At 63.3% G+C, this 17,070-nt stretch carries 16 protein-coding genes; 9 read left to right on the forward strand and 7 right to left on the reverse strand.

What is annotated here, in order from left to right:
* Positions 1-13: 13 nt before the first annotated feature.
* The 3 genes from G0Q01_RS08770 to G0Q01_RS08780 all read right to left on the reverse strand — a co-directional run bounded on the left by G0Q01_RS08770 (position 14) and on the right by G0Q01_RS08780 (position 1,786).
* The gene (locus G0Q01_RS08770) at positions 14-253 is read right to left on the reverse strand and encodes a hypothetical protein (protein ID WP_089849756.1); all 240 of its coding nucleotides are present in this window, start codon (positions 251-253) and stop codon (positions 14-16) included.
* A gap of 161 nt (positions 254-414) precedes the next feature.
* Positions 415-1,056, reverse strand: a complete 642-nt coding sequence (locus G0Q01_RS08775) for a hypothetical protein (protein WP_089849754.1) — start codon at positions 1,054-1,056, stop codon at positions 415-417.
* Between the two features lie 10 nt (positions 1,057-1,066).
* Complete coding sequence (locus tag G0Q01_RS08780; protein WP_089849752.1) at positions 1,067-1,786, reverse strand: ParA family protein; 720 nt, start codon at positions 1,784-1,786, stop codon at positions 1,067-1,069.
* 588 nt (positions 1,787-2,374) lie between these two features.
* Here G0Q01_RS08780 and mobC point away from each other — a divergent pair.
* The 3 genes from mobC to G0Q01_RS08795 are packed head-to-tail and all read left to right on the forward strand — an operon-like array spanning position 2,375 to position 7,209.
* On the forward strand, positions 2,375-2,926 hold the full coding sequence (gene mobC / locus G0Q01_RS08785; RefSeq protein WP_235939880.1) for a plasmid mobilization relaxosome protein MobC: 552 nt from the start codon (positions 2,375-2,377) through the stop codon (positions 2,924-2,926).
* On the forward strand, positions 2,913-5,261 hold the full coding sequence (locus G0Q01_RS08790; RefSeq protein WP_089849745.1) for a relaxase/mobilization nuclease domain-containing protein: 2,349 nt from the start codon (positions 2,913-2,915) through the stop codon (positions 5,259-5,261). Before mobC ends, G0Q01_RS08790 begins: the two co-directional genes overlap by 14 nt.
* Entirely contained in the window at positions 5,254-7,209 is a 1,956-nt protein-coding gene (locus tag G0Q01_RS08795) for a type IV secretory system conjugative DNA transfer family protein (protein WP_089849742.1), read from the forward strand. Before G0Q01_RS08790 ends, G0Q01_RS08795 begins: the two co-directional genes overlap by 8 nt.
* A 276-nt stretch (positions 7,210-7,485) precedes the next feature.
* Here G0Q01_RS08795 and G0Q01_RS08800 read toward each other — a convergent pair whose 3' ends face one another.
* Entirely contained in the window at positions 7,486-7,842 is a 357-nt protein-coding gene (locus tag G0Q01_RS08800; RefSeq protein WP_224953406.1) for a cytochrome c, read from the reverse strand.
* Between the two features lie 172 nt (positions 7,843-8,014).
* Here G0Q01_RS08800 and G0Q01_RS08805 point away from each other — a divergent pair, with 172 nt between their 5' ends.
* The 6 genes from G0Q01_RS08805 to G0Q01_RS08825 all read left to right on the forward strand — a co-directional run bounded on the left by G0Q01_RS08805 (position 8,015) and on the right by G0Q01_RS08825 (position 14,540).
* Positions 8,015-8,410 carry a hypothetical protein gene (locus G0Q01_RS08805; RefSeq protein WP_010141886.1) on the forward strand — a complete coding sequence of 132 codons (396 nt, stop codon included), beginning with the start codon at positions 8,015-8,017 and terminating at the stop codon, positions 8,408-8,410.
* 74 nt (positions 8,411-8,484) lie between these two features.
* Complete coding sequence (locus tag G0Q01_RS08810; protein WP_089849739.1) at positions 8,485-10,029, forward strand: multicopper oxidase family protein; 1,545 nt, start codon at positions 8,485-8,487, stop codon at positions 10,027-10,029.
* A 121-nt stretch (positions 10,030-10,150) separates the two neighbouring features.
* Positions 10,151-10,288, forward strand: a complete 138-nt coding sequence (locus tag G0Q01_RS26570; RefSeq protein WP_165616879.1) for a hypothetical protein — start codon at positions 10,151-10,153, stop codon at positions 10,286-10,288.
* Positions 10,288-11,640 carry an APC family permease gene (locus G0Q01_RS08815; RefSeq protein ID WP_010139851.1) on the forward strand — a complete coding sequence of 451 codons (1,353 nt, stop codon included), beginning with the start codon at positions 10,288-10,290 and terminating at the stop codon, positions 11,638-11,640. The genes G0Q01_RS26570 and G0Q01_RS08815 overlap by 1 nt, the downstream gene beginning before the upstream one ends.
* A 49-nt stretch (positions 11,641-11,689) precedes the next feature.
* Positions 11,690-14,023, forward strand: coding sequence for a heavy metal translocating P-type ATPase (locus tag G0Q01_RS08820; protein ID WP_066707454.1), 2,334 nt, complete (start codon positions 11,690-11,692; stop codon positions 14,021-14,023).
* A 31-nt stretch (positions 14,024-14,054) separates the two neighbouring features.
* Positions 14,055-14,540: a DUF411 domain-containing protein gene (locus G0Q01_RS08825; protein ID WP_036745186.1), complete on the forward strand. Its 486-nt coding sequence runs from the start codon at positions 14,055-14,057 to the stop codon at positions 14,538-14,540.
* Between the two features lie 35 nt (positions 14,541-14,575).
* On the opposite strand, the gene G0Q01_RS08830 is transcribed toward G0Q01_RS08825, so the two are convergent.
* Genes G0Q01_RS08830 through G0Q01_RS08840 form a run of 3 tightly spaced genes read right to left on the reverse strand, consistent with a single transcriptional unit; the run spans position 14,576 to position 17,070 of the window.
* Positions 14,576-15,601, reverse strand: coding sequence for a type IV secretion system protein (locus G0Q01_RS08830; protein WP_089849735.1), 1,026 nt, complete (start codon positions 15,599-15,601; stop codon positions 14,576-14,578).
* On the reverse strand, positions 15,601-16,020 hold the full coding sequence (locus tag G0Q01_RS08835; protein WP_089849732.1) for a hypothetical protein: 420 nt from the start codon (positions 16,018-16,020) through the stop codon (positions 15,601-15,603). The genes G0Q01_RS08830 and G0Q01_RS08835 overlap by 1 nt, the downstream gene beginning before the upstream one ends.
* Before the next feature lie 15 nt (positions 16,021-16,035).
* On the reverse strand, positions 16,036-17,070 hold the full coding sequence (locus tag G0Q01_RS08840; RefSeq protein WP_089849730.1) for an ATPase, T2SS/T4P/T4SS family: 1,035 nt from the start codon (positions 17,068-17,070) through the stop codon (positions 16,036-16,038).

Consider the following 17,070-nt stretch of genomic DNA (forward strand, 5'->3'; position numbering starts at 1 on the left):
GCGAGGCCTTGAGCTATGCCTTTTCAAGGTGCGTCAGACCTTGCTGACGCGGTCTGGGGGCCTTCGGATCGGCGGGGTTTTGTTCCGGCGCTTGAAAGAATGGTTCATAGCGAACGTCCGCCATGGCGCCGTCGAACCAGGCAGGCTGCACGTCACCATTGTTCCATTGGTACAGGTAGCCAACCAGATTTTCAGATGTCTCGCAGAGGATGCGCATGATCGGTTCGCCAGTCAGGCGGGGCTTCGTGTTCATAATGCGTTCCTCCAAAATGGACCTCGTAACTCATCACCACTGAGGTCTGAAATTCTATATGACGCTCATTAGCGCCACGCTCTCCGCAACTGCAAGGCGAGCTTCCGCCGTTGGGCGAAAATCCACCGGCGAAATGCAAGTTATCTTTTCAGATAGGTCTCTTACGGTGTGTGCTGCTCATGCGGCGATGCAGCGGGAACAGCAATTTCTTCCAAGATTTTGTCGATCTCGCCCCATATGCGTGGTTCCACTTGGCCGCGGATCAGAGCCCATTTACTCAAGACGTCGAGGGGGTCGTGGTCCCGGAGGAGGACACCCAGGCTGGCCGCATCGACTGCCAGAGATGTACGGGCCTGCCACTGCGTGTTTCGAGTGCGTCGCTCCTCCGCGACTGGGGCGAAGACCGGCGATAGTTGCCAGCCTTTGACTGCACGGCGCAGGGCGGCACGCACCACATGTGCTGGCTCAACACCACAAGTCTCCAGCGCTGCTTCCTGTCGTTCGAGTGCGTTGACCCTGATGTCGATCTTCCGGGTCGGGCTCAAAGCGCGCGCCGATACGGGAGCTCTCAGGCTGGTATGCGGGTCAGAGCTTTCCGCGGTGACTTGGTGCGGCGCCACGGCACCTTCCGGGACACGCTCTGACTCGTGCGGATCAGCGTCAACGTCAGCGGCTGGGGTCCCAGTCTTTGTTGCTGTGACCTGTGCCTCTTCCTCCTTCCCGGGAACCTCGCGGTCACCCTGTTGCAGGGTGGCGGCGTAGGCTGGGTCGGGCCTAGTGATGGTCGGGATCTTCTTGCGCAATCGACTGTCCTCACGCAGCAAGAATATTGTTGAGGATGTCCGTCGCCTCCTCGAGCGCCTCGACGACATGACGTACATGTGGACGCATCAGAGGGTTTGGATCGGTTTGCTTTTCCAGCGCCAAGGCGTGGAGAAGCCCCTTCTGGTCCATCTCCTTGTAAGTGTTCCGCCGCATCATGACGGTCTCAATCACCGGAAAACGGGTGAGCGCTTCTTCAATTAGGGCGGCGTCAGCACGGGTCGTTTTCGGGTCAACCATGTTGAGGACGACGTGGTGGCGCGGCAGGCCGGAGGGGTCGTCAACACGGGATTTCAGCTTCTCAAACCAATCAGCCGTCTGCGCTCCGACATCGAAATCAGATGTCGACAGCATGACGGGCGTCACAATGTGGTCCGCAAGCACCGCGATGCCGTCTGACCATTCGGCACCGACCCCCGCGGTATCGATGAAGATGAAGTCTGCTGTGCCTGCCATGTAGACCTGATCGATCTGACCCTCGACACCCGCCACGCTTTCGACGGTGGCCGAGCAGAGAAGCGACGAACTCAGCCCACCGGCTTCCGCCCGAGCATGCCATGCCCCGAGTACTCTCGTGCTGTCCGTGTCGATCAACATCACTCTGCGTCCGGCGGCGATCGCGGCGCTGATCAAGGCGCGCGAAAGCGTCGTTTTTCCACTGCCCCCTTTCCGGGCCATCGCTGCGATCACCACAAGATTTTCGTTCGGCATTCTGATCCTCCGCAAAAATAGTGAATCGCAACGATAATGCTAAAGTGTCGCTAAACGCATGAGGCGGAGGGGTCAAGCAGAAGTCGGGATGCGACCCGCGCCTGGCATGCTGCGGGCGGCGTTTTGCGATGACCGTGCGACGTCTGCCGTGGTGCCTTCAGCATTCGTCGCGGGGCACCACACACCCTCCAAATGTCGGGATGCGTTTGGCGATGTGCTGCGGACGGAATGCAGGTGACGGATAGCGCGCTCCAGACGACGGGAGGCAGTCTCGCGTATGTCGTTCTGCGGGTGACGCGAGACGGTTAGCACGCGGCAAAACCCGTCTTGCGGGGTGCAAGAGACGGGGCGCGAAAGACGCGATGCGCGATGCGGGGACCGCATCGCGTGGTGCCATGAGCGCGAAGCGCGATCCATTTGACAAAGGACGGGAAATCGCCCCTGCAAGGAGATTTTCTACATTGAGTACAAGCCCTTATAGCCGACTCCACTTGCGTTGGGAGTCGGCGGGCTTGTACGAAGTTGGCAAGAAATAGGAACGTTAACTTCAAAATGCCCCGCCGCCGCAGACTGTCAGAGATCGAGCGATTGACCATCGCCCAGGAGCGCCGGAACGGCGTCTCCGCGGCGTCATTGGCCGCGCGCTACGATGTCAGCCTGAAGACGATCTACAACGTGGTGAACCACCGGGATGAGCGTCAGACAGCGAACGGCAGCCGATCGCGGGTTGTGGGGATCCGGGTCTCGGACGACGACCTGCGCCGGTTCGACGCGGCGCTGTCGCGGCGCGGGATTGCGCACCGCTCGGATGCCATGCGCCGCCTGATGCTGGCGGCCGCAGGTGTCTTCCTGCCCGACGACGAGATGTGTGACGAGTTGCGCTGCCTCGGCGCCGCGCTCAACCGGGTCGGCAACAACGTGAACCAGATCGCGCGACGTCTGAACGAGGCCAAGGTGCGGGGCGAGAGACTGTCCTACCCGGCCTCAAGTCACCGTGACGTCCGCGCCCTTGCGGGTCTGGTCTTCGATCTGGCCGACCAGGTCCAGGAGATGTCGCGTGCGCGGCGCAGCCTGCTGGACCTTGAGATCAGCTCTGCCCTGGCGGGCCTCGCCGAGAGGGATGAGAATGGCGCGGAGTGACCGGGTCCGTGGCATCGACCCGGCGCTATTTGAACGAGGCTGGAGCCGGGTTTCGGGATCCTGGCAGGGGCTTTCCATGGGCGCGCAGATGGTTCGGGCCGCGCGCGGCTATTCGCCAGCGATCTTCAAGGCTATCTCGAAAGGGGGCTGCCACACCGGGGCGCAGCTACGGGCGCAGCTCACATATCTCACGACGAAGTCGACCCATATCCTCGACAGTCGCGGCACCCATGACGGGAAGAAGCAGCTCTCGGAAGCCGAGATCAACCGAGTGGCGCGGCGGTTCGAGAACCAGTGGAACGAGCGCTACAGCCCCAAGCTTGGCCATACGTCGCATCTGCTGATGGCATTCCCGGTTGGAACCAGCGGCGAGGAGGTGCGCGATATCACCCAGGCGGTCTGCGAGAAGTTCTTTCAAGGTGAGGGGTCGCAATTCGACTATATTGCTGCAATACACCAAGATCGCGCGCATCCACATGCGCATATCGTTCTGAACCGCCGCAGCAAGGATGGCGAAATGTTCTTTCTCGGGAAGGATCATCACTTCAACTACGACGCCTTTCGCGAGGCGATGGTCGAGGCGGCCCAAGTTCATGGGATCCGCCTTGAGGCGACGCGCCGTCTGGATCGCGGCGTCACTACCTACCGCGCCGAGATCGATGAAATCTACAAGGCTCGCGACGAAGGTCGTCCCCCGGTCGAGCGCCGGAGAACCGGTGCTGACCTGGCGGCCGCTCTGGAAACCGTCCGGCACAACGCTTTGATCTATCGCGGGCTCGCGGCGGAGGCGTCCCGTTCGAATTTCGAAGACGTGGCCGAAGCGCTCGAGAGGGCCAGCACCATCCTTGCCAGAGGCGGTCAGATTCAATCTGACGGAGCCATCTACATGTCCCAAGACGAAGCAGCGTTCGACACGCTGATCACCGAGTTTTCTCAGAACATTCGCCAGATCGAGGCGGCGATCGACAGGGCGCCGGCGGCCGAGAGGCCGGTGATCGAGCGCAAGCTGACCGACGTTCTGGCCTCGGTCGCGCATTTGAACCCGCTCGGGGATCGCTCCGCCGCCCTGGTCGATGCCCCATCCAGGGACGGCATCTATGCAAGGCCGAACTTAAGTGAAGAACACCTCGCGCGTCTTGACGATGGAGAGGTGGCACCAAAGCTGGCCGAGGCGTTGCAAGGCACGGGCATCGATGCCGAGGCTGTGGCCGCGCGCCTGCGGGAGGGGGCAGGCAATGCCGCATTGGAGCGCCAGTGGCTGGCACAGGATCTGCAGGGGATTGCCAAAGCAAGCGATCTCGATCTGGAGAAATCTGCGGACCGGGAAGAAGCGCTCGACCGGCTGGAAGCCGTGCATGTTCGGTTGGGCGATGTCCTGACCGACGTACGCGTCCTTCGCGCGCCAACCGAGATCGACGAGGTGGACAACGCTGAGCCAGCGCTCGGCGAGCGGTTGGCGGCATCAGGGGGTGATCTCGAGAAGGACGGGCCCGAAATCTTTGCCCCATCGGAGCGGCAGGCGTTCAGGGCGCTGGTGGCGCAGTTCCGTCGGACGGATTTCGATCATCCGTTCTCCGACGACCCGTCTGTAAGGCGGGCCGGCGCCGTGGAGGTTGAAGAGGCCCGCGTCGCGTTCGACGCCTATGCGCAGAGATCTCCGCAACATGCCGAATTGGCCTCGATGGCTTGGGAACAGATGACTGACAGTCGAATGCCGCCGCAATATGCGGTATCGGAGCAGGACCGCACGCTTCATGCTGGCGACATGGACCTCGCCTTGCGGGATCCTTCGGATCATCTCGGTCCGATCACCGAAGAGCTCCGCATCCTCGCCCGTTATCGCACGGAGATGCCGGATGACGAGTTCGGGCAGGCCGTCCAGGACGAAATCAATCACCTTCGTTCGCTCGGCGCGTCGCGTGCCTATATCAGCGAACGCAGTTTCGAGATCGAGGACCAGGCGCGACAGGACTACGCCGAGCGCCGGTATCTGGAGGAGACAGCGCCAACCGTCATGGCCTTTGTGCGAAACGCCGACGTCGAGGGCCCACTCTCCGAGTCAGAGCAGCAGGACATCGTGCAGCAGATAAACGAGCGACTAAGCCCTGACGCAATCGACGCGCTGCGGGCGGGAAATGCGGACGTCCTGGACAAGTTCACCGAGGATCCGCTGCGCCAACTGGAACTCGCCAAGACCTATCTTCAAAGCAGCGAGGTCACCGCGCATGGCCCGGCCATGGAGCGCGTTCTCGATGCTCTGGCCGAAGAGCAGATCGAGGCGCAGCGTGCGCGCCACGCCGCGGCACATGGTGAGAAGGGGATCACCCATGGATAAAGGCAAGATTGCCCTAGGAGTTTTGAGCCTCGTGCTGGTCGGTCTCGCCATGGGCTATGTCGTGGCGACCGGCTTTGTCATGTTCCGCTATGGGCTTTCTCCCACCCGTTTCGACGTCACCCTGCTTGCCCGCGAATATCGGGGTCTGTCTCAGTCCGCGCCAAAAGACTTCCTCTGGGTGAACCTTATCCTTGGCGGCTTCGGCCTGGCATCGCTGATGCTGAGCGTCACGCTTCTGGGGGATGCATTGACCCGCTTCGGGACGACGCATTGGCAGACTCGCAGCGAGATGAAGAGGAACGGCTTCTTTGCCAAGCCCGGCGGCGGCTTCCTTCTGGGCAAGCTCGGCTCCCCGAAATCCAAGCGCCCGTTCCTAGTTTCAAAAACCTTCCCCCACGCGCTGATCGTGGCGCCTACGGGCCGGGGCAAGGGCGTGGGGTTCGTGATCCCGAACCTGCTGACCTACAAGGGCTCCGCCGTGGTGCTCGACGTGAAAGGCGAGAACTTCCGCGAGACCTCGCGCTTCCGAGCCAGCATGGGGGACAAGGTTTTCCGCTTCGCGCCGACCGACTGGGACCGACCGACACATCGCTATAATCCGCTGGCGCGCATTGCTGCCATGACCAACCCCGACCGGCAGCAGATGGAGTTGAAACTCACCGCGAAGCTCTTCCTGCAGACCGACAATGAAAAGCTGAGCGGGCTTCTGGCCGGGGGCATCGACTTGTTCGTGGCGGCCGGTCTTCTGGCCTTCGAGCGCGGCGTGCCGACCATCGGCGAGATCTATCGCATCACAGCCTCGGGGGGCGACAAGCAGAAGGAATACCTGAAGCGTTCGCAGGAGGTGAAGAACAAGTCGGCCAAACTGATCTTCGAGCGTATGGCATCGACCAACAACGACACCCTCACTTCCTACCTCTCCCTCCTGATGACATCGGGTCTCGACACTTGGGACAACCGCGCGATCGACGCGGCCACCGCGACCTCTGACTTCTCATTCCGGGATATCCGCCGCCGCCCACATGCGATCTATCTTGTGGTCGAATCCGAGATGATCCGACCGCTTGCCCCGCTGATCCGTCTCTTTTTCTCGGACCTGATCGCTTCGCTGCAAGCACAGGAACCTGGCGATGACGAACCTTGGCCGGTCATGATCATACTCGACGAGTTCGACCGGCTCGGGAAGATGCCGATCGTCGCCGAGAGCATCAAGACGCTGCGCTCGTTCGGCGGCAACCTCGCGATCGTGACCCAGACCATCCCCGCGCTCGATGAGATCTATGGCGAAAACACCCGCCGGTCGCTGCAGGGCGGCGCCGGGGTAAAGCTCTACCTCACCCCGTCCGAGCAGAAGACCATCGAGGAATTGAGCCAGGCTGTCGGCAAGACCACCAAGCGTGTGGTGACCCGCTCCCGTGCTGTTGGACGCAATCCATTCGAAGGGCGCAGCGTCTCGGAGAGGACAGAAGATACCCCGCTCCTGACCGAGGATGAGGCCCGGCGCATGGACCTAGACGAGGTCATCCTCGTGATCGACGCGCAGATGCCGATCCGGGCAAGAAGGGTGAAGTATTTCGAGGACCCGGTGTTGAAGGTTCTGCACGCCGGTCAATCGGGAAGCTTCCCGTATCCGGATGAGGAAGGCCTTCGGCGGGACCGACAGATGTCCGAGACTCGCGAGACGGTCGAGAAGCTGAAGCAGGAATTGCAGGAGGTTCGGGCGGCTGCGGGACCGCGGGAAGTCGACCCGAATGCGCCTAACGCGGCGAAAACTGACCCTGTCAGCGCAGCGAAGGTTCGAGGCCGCGCGGCTCGTGCTGCTGGAAGCGGAGGTGGCCAGGGACAGCTGTCGCTCGATCTCGCAGGAATGGGTCTCAACCATGCAGGCAGATCAGAACTGGCAGCGGCAGTGCAAACGACGCGGGCGATCATTGAAGCGCATGGATGACTAATGGCCGCCGCCTCTCTGGCGGTATTATGCTGGCTCCCAGAGACGTGCACACGGATCGCACATCGCCGTCACAGGGCGTTGCGAAGTCGGTCCAATCTGCCCGAAAAATCCGAGGTTTCCCTGCAACAACGATTTGCTTGGCGACCGCAGGACGGGATGGACCCGATATCCAACCAACTCCACGTTAAACTATTGTTTCTGAATCGCTTCCCAAAACGCTCCGCCCACCACTGACGTTGTGACCATGCCCCGCATCAGCTCTACTTGGAGCATCTAGTTTCCCTGTGACATGCTTTCTTGATAGTTCCGCTCGCCCTCTGGCCATGTGCTCTTGATGTAGGCTAGCACCGCGCGGATTTCCGCGTCGCTCAGAACGCCTCCGAACCCCGGCATGTCGCTCTCGTAGCCGCCGCCGACGATCGCGGCCGTGCCTTCCTTTACGATGCGGAACAACACATCGTCGGGATGGTGCCAGGTGTGACCGCTGGCGTCATGGGGAGGCGGCGGCAACCGGCCCGAGGGAAGCGGCGAGCGCCAATCAGGTTGGCCTTCGAGATCCGTTCCGTGGCATGCGGCGCATTGATCGGAATAGATCTGCCGTCCTTGCGAGACGACCTCTACCGAGGCGATACCGCTGGTTGAAGCACTGCGATAGTGCCAGCCCGCAATCACAATGCCGCCAGCGGTCACACCTGCCACCGCTATTCGGACGCCTCTTCTCAAGTGTTCGGTCCCGATCGCTTTAGTAATTTATCGCCTTCACGCTGAGGCCGAATCAGCCAGAGATCTATCGCCGGCGGCAATGGACATTTTTGCGAGCAATGTCTATCTTTCTGGCATGTTCGCCCGAGTCCTCTCCATACTTGCCATAATCTCGATCGCCGTGGTTACGACGATCGGCGCAGCCCATGCTACGCGAATGGGCGGTATGCAGCTGGACCATACGGATCATCTTGGTGCGATGATGCACGCGTCCGGCGACGCTCATCCATCCTGTGACGGCAACCAGCATTGTGGAGCGACCGACGCCTCCATTTGCGAGTTTGTTTGTACAGGTCTGTCGGTTTTCCTGGCGATGCCGGGGGTGGAGACCGGACACGCCTTCGAGCCCGCGGACCACGACTCTCCCGCCGGGGCCGTCCACGTCAGCCATATGCCAGGACTGAACGAACGACCTCCCAAGCTCCGTCTCCTCTGATAGCGCCCGGGCCGACGCCCGCGGCGTCCCCATAGGCATTTTTGTACGGGACGGAATGTCCCGAGGAGACGACCATGAACACCCTTTCACGACGCGGTTTTCTTGCCGCAAGCGCGGCCGCCGTTGCAGTTGCGCACATGCCCCGGTTTGCCCTTGCGCAAACCCCTGACTCACTTCGCCTAGCCGCGGCCACGCGCACGCTCGACATCGACGGACGCGCGGCTTCAGTCTTCGGCCTTGCCGGTTCCGGCGGCCAGGGACTGGTGCTCGATCCCGGACAGCGGTTCCGGGTCGATCTGACCAACGATCTCGACATCGGCACGATCATACACTGGCATGGGCAGATCCCGCCCAACGCGCAGGACGGCGTGCCCGACATGCCGATGCCCCTGCTCGCGCCGGGCGAGACCCGATCCTACGACTTCGAGGCGCGGCCCGGCACGCACTGGATGCACAGCCATGTGCCAACCCAGGAGATGCAGCTGCTCGCCGCGCCGCTGATCGTGCGCTCGGCCGAGGATGTCGCCGCCGACCGGCAGGAGGTCGTGATGTTCCTGCACGACTTCTCGTTCAAGTCCCCGGAAGAGGTTCTGGCCGAGATAAGCGGCGGTCACGCGGGCGGCGGCCACGGCGCACACGCGCATCACGGCGGTGCTCAACCCATGCAGGGGACGCCCATGGGCGGCATGGGCGCCATGCCGGGCATGGATCACGGCGCGATGGGCGGCATGCCAATGGACCAGATGCCGGGTATGGGCGGGATGATGGGCATGGGCGGCCAGATGGGCGGCATGGCCATGGACCTGAACGACTACGACTGGGACGCCTATCTCGCCAACGATCGCACGCTATCTGACCCCGACGTGGTGCAGGTCGAGCGCGGCGGTCGCATCCGGCTCCGCGTCATCAACGCCGCGGCGGCCACGGTGTTCTGGATCGATACCGGGGCGGCCGGGGCGCGCCTCGTCGCGGCGGACGGTCACGCGGTGCAGCCGCTTTCCGGCAACCGTTTCGGGCTCGCCATGGGACAGAGGCTCGATCTCGAGATCGACCTGCCGAACGAAAACGGAGCCTGGCCGATCCTCGCGCTGCGCGAGGGGGCGAGGGAGCGCACCGGTCTGATCCTCGCCACGCCCGGTGCCGAGGTGCGGCGCGTCGATGCCGTGGCGGAGGCTGAAGCGCCCGCGTTCGACACCGATCTTGCGCAGGAAGCACGGCTGATCGCGGTGGACGCCCTGCCGGAGCGCCCCGTGGATCGCAGCCAGATGCTGATGCTGGGCGGCTCGATGCAGCCCTATGTCTGGACGATCAACGGCGCCGTCTGGGGCCAGCACCAGCCGGTCACGGCGCGCAGAGGCGAGCGGGTTGTGCTCTCCTTTCACAACATGTCGATGATGGGGCACCCGATGCATCTGCACGGCCACGTGTTCCAGGTCGTCGGGTTGAACGGACGCCGCGTGGCAGGCGCCTTGCGCGACACGGTCTACGTGCCGCCGATGTCGATGGTGGACGTGGCGCTGGACGCGGGCGAAGCCGCGCGCTGGATGCTCCATTGCCATCACATGCCGCACCTGGCGACCGGCATGATGACCGAGTTCGCGGTATCGGCTTCGGTCTGACCGCAGGCGGGGCGTTCGCTTCGAGCGCCCCGACGTCCCGATCGCTGCGGTTTCGCTCCACCACCTTCTCGCGAGATCCGCAGAGACGGGCCTCTCGCAGCCCGGAAAACAGGAGGACGACATGATGAACTGGAACGACATGGGCACCGGTATGGGGTTTGGCTGGCTGTTCGGCCTGCTGATCCTTGTGCTGCTGGTTTTGGCCATAGCAGCGCTGATCTGGGCCGCGACGCGAGGGAAGGCAGAAAGGAAGAAGTGATGGCCCAGCAGTATCAGAAGAACAGCCTGTCGCTCTTCGACACAGTGGCAATGGGAACCGGCGTGATGATCGGAGCGGGCATTCTCGCACTGACCGGGCAGATTGCAGAACTTGCGGGTCCCTTGTTCCCCCTTGCCTTCGTCGCTGGCGCCGTGGTGACGGGATTCAGCGCCTATACCTACGTCAAGATGTCCAACGCCTGGCCGTCTGCGGGCGGGATCGGGATGATCCTGACCAAGGCCTACGGTCCGACGACGGTCGCGGCCGGTGCCGCGCTGCTGATGGCGCTGTCGATGGTCATCAACGAAAGCCTCGTGGCGCGGACATTTGCGACCTACCTCCTGCGGGGGCTCGATCTGAAGCCCGAGGGCTGGCTGGTCCCTGCCATCGGCGTGGGCCTCATCGTCTTCGCCTACCTCGTGAATGCGGCAGGCAACCGCTCCGTGGGTCTTCTGTCGCAGCTCATGGCGGTCCTCAAGGTGGGCGGCATCGCGGCCTTCGGCATTGCCGCGCTCTGGGCCGGCGGCTTCTCTTTCGAGGCGGCGGAAGGCGCGGATGGCGGTGCGGTTGCGGGCTTCCTTGCCTCGGTGGCGCTCGCGATCCTGGCCTTCAAGGGCTTCACGACGATCACCAACAGCGGCGCCGAGGTCACCGACCCGCACCGCAACGTCGGGCGAGCGATCATCATATCCATCGCGATCTGTGTCGTCGTCTACCTTCTCGTCGCCTTCGCCGTCGGCGCCAGCCTGCCGCTCGATCGGATCGTGGCGGCAAAGGACTACGCGCTCGCCGAAGCGGCCGAGCCCGCCCTCGGGCGGATCGGCTTCTACCTGACAGTCGCGCTCGCACTGGTCGCGACCGCCTCGGGCGTGATCGCCAGCATCTTCGCTGTGTCGCGGATGCTGGCCATGCTGACCGACATGAAGCTGATCCCGCACAGCCATTTCGGTATGCCGGGCACGATCCGCGACCATACGCTCGTCTATACGGTGGTGATCGCCAGCGCGCTGACGATCTTCTTCGACCTCAGCCGGATCGCCTCGCTTGGCGCCTTTTTCTACCTCGTGATGGACATCCTGATCCACTGGGGTGTCTGGCGGACTCTGCGGGAGGAGATCGGCGCGCATGGATGGGTCCTGCTGACGGCGATCGGACTGGACGCGGTGGTCCTTGCGGCCTTCGCCGCGCTCAAATGGCAGAGCGACCCGCTGATCGTCGTCATCGCGATCGCCGGCATGACCGCCGTTTTCCTGTTCGAGCGCATCTTCCTCGCGCTCAACCCGCCATCGCACGAACCGGCGCATGGCAGCCACCATTCCGCACAAGAAGAAAGACACGAGCCCACCTCTTGACCTTCCAACGACTGGAGGCCGCACACCGGGACAGAAAGGACATCAATCCATGGCCAACCATCATCACCATCACGCTACCTCCGACACCAAAACCGGCGCAAAGACCGCGACCGACCCAGTCTGCGGGATGCAGGTCGAGATCAAGGAGGGCGCGCGGACGCGCGACTACGGCGGCGAGACGTTCCACTTCTGCTCCGCCGGGTGCCAGGAGAAGTTCGACGCCGATCCGTACTTCTACGCCTCCGGCAACGCGAAGAAGGCCGGACAGAAGGCCCAGCCCGGCACGCAATACACCTGCCCGATGCACCCCGAGATCGTGCGTGACGAGCCGGGGAGCTGCCCGATCTGCGGCATGGCGCTGGAACCCATGGTGCCTTCGGACGAACCGAGTCACGAGCTCGTCGATTTCACGCGACGCATGTGGATCTCGGCGGCGGCGGCGGTGCCGCTCATCATCATCACCATGGGCGAACTCGTCGGGCTAGACGTGCGTGGGTGGATGGGGCACCGCCTCTCGGTCTATGCTGAGTTCGTGCTGGCGACCCCGGTGATCCTCTGGGCCGCGCTGCCGTTCTTCCGGCGCGGGATCGACTCGATCCGCAATGTCTCGCCGAACATGTGGACGCTGATCTCGCTCGGCGTCGGCGCGGCCTATCTCTACTCGCTGGTCGCGACCTTCGCGCCGGGCGTGTTCCCGGCCGAATACCGGATGGGCCACGGCGTCGGTACGTACTACGAGGCGGCCGTTGTCATCGTGGCGCTTATCTTCGTCGGTCAGGTGCTGGAGCTACGCGCGCGGGAGCGGACGGGCGACGCGATCCGCGCGCTTCTGGACCTCGCGCCCAAGACCGCGCGGCGCATTTTGGCAGACGGGTCGGAATACGACGCACCGCTCGAGAACATCGTCGAGGGCGACCTTCTGAGGGTCCGGCCCGGAGACAGCGTGCCGGTGGACGGCGAGGTGGTCGAGGGCCGGTCGTCGGTCGACGAGAGCATGATCACGGGCGAACCGGTCCCGGTGGAGAAAGTCGAGGGCGACCGCGTCACCGGCGGCACGATCAACAAGAACGGCACGCTGGCGGTGCGCGCGACGCAGGTGGGCGCTGACACGGTGCTGTCGCAGATCGTAGAGATGGTCGCCGGGGCGCGGCGGTCGCGGGCGCCGATCCAGGGACTCGCGGACAAGGTCTCCTCGGTTTTCGTGCCGACCGTCGTTGTGATAGCCATCATCGCCTTCGGCGTCTGGCTCTGGGCCGGGCCCGAACCGGCGCTGGCCTTCGCGATCGCCTCGGCCGTTTCGGTCCTGATCATCGCCTGCCCCTGCGCACTGGGGCTCGCCACGCCGATCTCCATCACCACGGCCGCCGGCCGGGGCGCGCAGGCGGGCGTCTTGATCAAGGATGCCGAGGCGCTGGAACGCATGGCGCGGGTCGATACGGTGATCGTCGACAAGACCGGCACGTTGACCGAGGGCAAGCCGCGACTGACCGATGTGGTGGCGCTTCATGGCGACGAGGCGGAGGTACTCGGCCTTGCCGCTGCGCTCGAGCGCGGGTCGGAGCATCCGCTCGCCGAAGCGATCGTGGCCGGGGCGAAGGACCGCAGCCTGTCGCTCGAGACTGCGGAGGACTTCGAGGCGGTCACCGGCAAAGGGGTCCACGGCACTGTCGGGGGACGCAGGGTCGCGCTCGGCAATGCGGCGATGATGACCGATCTCGGGCTGTCGACGGACGAGGCCGAGGCAGAGGCCGACACGCTGCGCGCGGACGGCAAGACAGCGATGTTCGTCGCCGTGGATGGCACGCTCGCCGGGATCGTCGCCGTGGCGGACCCGATCAAGGAGACGACCGAAGCGGCGATCCGCGATCTGCACGCGCTGGGTCTCACCGTCATCATGGCCACCGGCGACAACCGGCGAACGGCCGAGGCGGTGGCCTCAAAGCTCGGCATCGACGAGGTCCGCGCCGGCGTCCTGCCGGAGGACAAGCAGAAGCTGGTCGAGGAACTGCGCGCCAAGGGCAAGTCGGTCGCCATGGCCGGTGATGGCGTGAACGACGCTCCTGCGCTCGCGGCCGCGGACGTCGGCATCGCCATGAGCACCGGCGCCGACGTGGCCGTGGAAAGTGCCGGGATCACGCTCATGCGCGGCGATCTCGTGGGGCTTGTCCGCGCGCGGAAACTGGCCGTCGCGACGCTCAGGAACATCAAGCAGAACCTGTTCTTCGCCTTCGTCTACAACGCCGCAGGCGTGCCCGTCGCCGCGGGGGTGCTCTATCCCCTGACCGGCCTCCTGCTCTCGCCGATGATCGCGGCGGCGGCGATGAGCCTCTCGTCGGTCTCGGTCATCACCAATGCGCTGCGGCTCAGGCGGATCGACCTCTGAGCGCACCTGACTTCAACCCATGGAGAACGACATGACACAAGACACCCTCACCCGACGCGGCCTGCTGATCGGCAGCGCGGCCCTTCTTGCAGGGCTCCCCCAACTGTCGCTGGCGCAATCCGGAGGACCGTCGATACACGTCCTGAAGGACCCGAATTGCGGCTGCTGCTCGGCCTGGATCGAGATCCTGGAGGGTGATGGCTTCACCGTCACGACCGAGGCGAGCATGGGCACGATGCTGATGCGCTACAAGTCCGACAATGGCATCCCGCAAGAGATGGTCTCCTGTCACACCGGCCAAGTCGAGGGCTACATGATCGAGGGCCATGTGCCGGCCGCTGATATCCGGCGGCTGCTGGCCGAGCGTCCCAGCGCCGTGGGTCTGGCCGTTCCGGGCATGCCCTACGGTTCCCCCGGCATGGGGCCGGAGAGCGAACGCGAGGCTTACGACGTGTTCCTCATCCTTCATGACGGCAGCACCGAGGTGTACACGCGCTACGAGGCAGCAGGTCTCTAGCTGGATCATCAGCCGTTGCTCAGTCGCGCTGTGCTTCACCGCCCCAGCCTTTTCGCCCTCTCGGCCATCCTGACCACCTGCGCGCTCGCCGTCGCCGCTGCACTCCGCACAGCAGCGGGGGCCTGGACAGTCCCCCGCCCGATCGCCTCACCCGTCGTGAGCGCACCGATCCGCGCCCTGCCCTTCACGCCGTCGGTATTGAAGATCCCCCGCAGGATCCCGGTCGATCCCGCGACCACAGCGGGTGCCGCGGCCACCATCAGGTTCCCCGAGATCCCCCGCACGATCAGGGGCGTGGCCGCGACGAAGCCCTTCGCCAGGAACACCATCACGAAGAACGGCACCAGCGAGCCGATATTGGTTGCGGAGTTTGGGTCACCGAGCTGCGCTAACAGCGAATTCGCCATACCGACCACGGTCGAGAACATGGCGGCGATGACGATGGGGTAGAAGGCGTAGCTAATCGTCGTCGAGACCCATCTGTGGAAGAAATCTTTGGTCGCGTCGAAGAGCGACAATGCAATCATGATCGGAGCAAGGCCGAGCATGAGGGTCAGCATCATCTTGGCGAATATGAGGACGATGCCGGTCATGAAGCCAAGGAAGCTCAAAAGAATAAGCCCGATTCCGCCTAGGATCGCGCCCGTCATCCAGTTCAGGTTGCTGCCGATGGCATTCAGGTACTGGCTGAATTTTTCGATCAGGATGTCGAATTCGCCGGCAAAGTGTGTGGCTCCGGCTCCTCCGCCGCCAACCGAAGACACCAGTGCGCCAGCGACGTAGTCCAAGCCTCCAATGACTGCGTTTGCTACTGCATTGAAGTTTGCCCAATTGAAGGCGAACAGACCGATAAGGGTCAGCTTGATCAGGTACCAGAAGAAGCTGGCCCCATCCATGCTGCGGAACTGGAATGCCATGTTGATGCAGACGCCGATTAGCGAAAGCGTGACCATCAGCAGGACGATCGTGCCGGTATTGCTTGCCACGGCCCCGAACTGGGACTCAGCCGCATCGACAAGGAACGCGTCTGCCGTTCCGACCATCCAGCTGACGACGCCCATTACCAGTTGCCTTGAGCTTCGCAGATTGTACGCACGCTCGGCTCGAGTTGCTTCCTTACTTCAATCCAGTCGCGGCGAAACGCTGAATGCTCGGCTTGGCTAAGGCCTGCATACCTTTCATAATATTCGCCATCGGAGCTATCCCAAGCGGGAAAGCGGGTTTCACAGCTGCAGTCGCCAGATTCTGCAATCTCCTCCCAGGCACGAATTTCGTACAACTCCATCAAAGCTGCTGCCTTGTAAGCTTCACGCGGATTGATTTCGTCCATCCAGGTCGGGCGCGCCGGACGTTCGTTGCAGATCCGGTATTGTTGCGGCGACATATTGACTGTGAGATCGTTTGAGACCTGCGGCGAAGTCTGCGCCACAAGAGGGCCCGCCAAGGCGGCAAGCATGAGTGCGAGAATTAGTTTTCGCATCTGGGGGGTCCTTTTTTACTCAGCGGCAACGGAGGGGCTCTTGTTGACTCTGCCGTCGACCGTGTCGAGGTTCAAATCTGTGGTTTGACCCGGCAGGAAGAACTCGGTGATTCCACGCGCGCCTTCATGGCGGCCTGCCTGAATGATCACGTCGATCGAGCCCTCAATGTAATCGATCATGTCGGCATAGGTCATCGGCACATCCGTTTTGAGGGCGGCGAAGGCGAGGCGACGAACAGCAAGTTGTGGGGTCTCGGCATGGAGCGTAGTCAGCGATCCACCGTGGCCGGTATTGATTGCCTCGAGAAACGTCATCGCCTCGCGCCCGCGGACTTCGCCTAGGACGATCCGGTCAGGTCGCATGCGAAGCGTTGAGGCCAAGAGCACATCGGCACTGCGGGCATCCGTGTCCCGGTCCGCGATCAACGTCACGGCATTGGGCTGCTCGGGGCGCAGCTCGGCCGCCTCCTCGATGGTGATGATCCGCTCTTCGGGCGGAATCAGCGAAAGGATCTTGCGCGCCGCAACCGTCTTGCCGGTCGACGTGCCACCCGAGACGATCATGTTGAGCTTGTTCTCGACGCAAAACCGCAGCGCGGCGCCGATGTCGCCGGATGTCACCACATCGCGCAGCGCGGCGTTTCGTTCGCGCCGCAGACCTTCGAGGCTGCGCTCCTTTCCAAAGAGGAAGCCGAGCCGGATTGCCTCTAGCGGCAGGGAGGAGAAGAACCGCAACGATATGGAGAACCCGCCTTCCACTGCCGGGGGTTGGATCACCTGCGCACGGATCGGGCGATCTCGATATAGGATCGAGACAGAGACGATGGGCTTCTTCGTGCTGAGCGTGGTCGAGGCGGCGGAGGCGATCTGGTTGCCGAGGTCCTTGATCTCGGTCTGGCTCAACGGGCTGCCGAGACCTCGCATGAAGTGATCGCCCTGGAATTCGCCCCAGACTTGTCCGTCGGGATTGATGCAGATCTCGATCGTGTCGTCGTGCAGGACTTTGGGACCGAAACGGTCGAGCGACGCCTCCAGATAACTTGCAGCCAT

The sequence above is a fragment of the Salipiger sp. PrR007 genome, assembly GCF_010499845.1.
GTDB lineage: Bacteria > Pseudomonadota > Alphaproteobacteria > Rhodobacterales > Rhodobacteraceae > Salipiger > Salipiger pacificus_A.

Excerpts from the sequence above, each read along its gene's own strand:
- G0Q01_RS08835 (WP_089849732.1), bottom strand. The coding sequence starts at position 16,020 with ATGCGAAAACTAATTCTCGCACTCATGCTTGCCGCCTTGGCGGGCCCT.
- G0Q01_RS08795 (WP_089849742.1), top strand. The coding sequence starts at position 5,254 with ATGGATAAAGGCAAGATTGCCCTAGGAGTTTTGAGCCTCGTGCTGGTC.
- G0Q01_RS08790 (WP_089849745.1), top strand. The coding sequence starts at position 2,913 with ATGGCGCGGAGTGACCGGGTCCGTGGCATCGACCCGGCGCTATTTGAA.
- G0Q01_RS08805 (WP_010141886.1), top strand. The coding sequence starts at position 8,015 with ATGGACATTTTTGCGAGCAATGTCTATCTTTCTGGCATGTTCGCCCGA.
- G0Q01_RS26570 (WP_165616879.1), top strand. The coding sequence starts at position 10,151 with ATGATGAACTGGAACGACATGGGCACCGGTATGGGGTTTGGCTGGCTG.
- G0Q01_RS08770 (WP_089849756.1), bottom strand. The coding sequence starts at position 253 with ATGAACACGAAGCCCCGCCTGACTGGCGAACCGATCATGCGCATCCTC.
- G0Q01_RS08780 (WP_089849752.1), bottom strand. The coding sequence starts at position 1,786 with ATGCCGAACGAAAATCTTGTGGTGATCGCAGCGATGGCCCGGAAAGGG.
- G0Q01_RS08820 (WP_066707454.1), top strand. The coding sequence starts at position 11,690 with ATGGCCAACCATCATCACCATCACGCTACCTCCGACACCAAAACCGGC.
- G0Q01_RS08830 (WP_089849735.1), bottom strand. The coding sequence starts at position 15,601 with ATGGGCGTCGTCAGCTGGATGGTCGGAACGGCAGACGCGTTCCTTGTC.
- G0Q01_RS08825 (WP_036745186.1), top strand. The coding sequence starts at position 14,055 with ATGACACAAGACACCCTCACCCGACGCGGCCTGCTGATCGGCAGCGCG.
- G0Q01_RS08840 (WP_089849730.1), bottom strand. The coding sequence starts at position 17,070 with ATGGCTGCAAGTTATCTGGAGGCGTCGCTCGACCGTTTCGGTCCCAAA.
- G0Q01_RS08815 (WP_010139851.1), top strand. The coding sequence starts at position 10,288 with ATGGCCCAGCAGTATCAGAAGAACAGCCTGTCGCTCTTCGACACAGTG.
- G0Q01_RS08810 (WP_089849739.1), top strand. The coding sequence starts at position 8,485 with ATGAACACCCTTTCACGACGCGGTTTTCTTGCCGCAAGCGCGGCCGCC.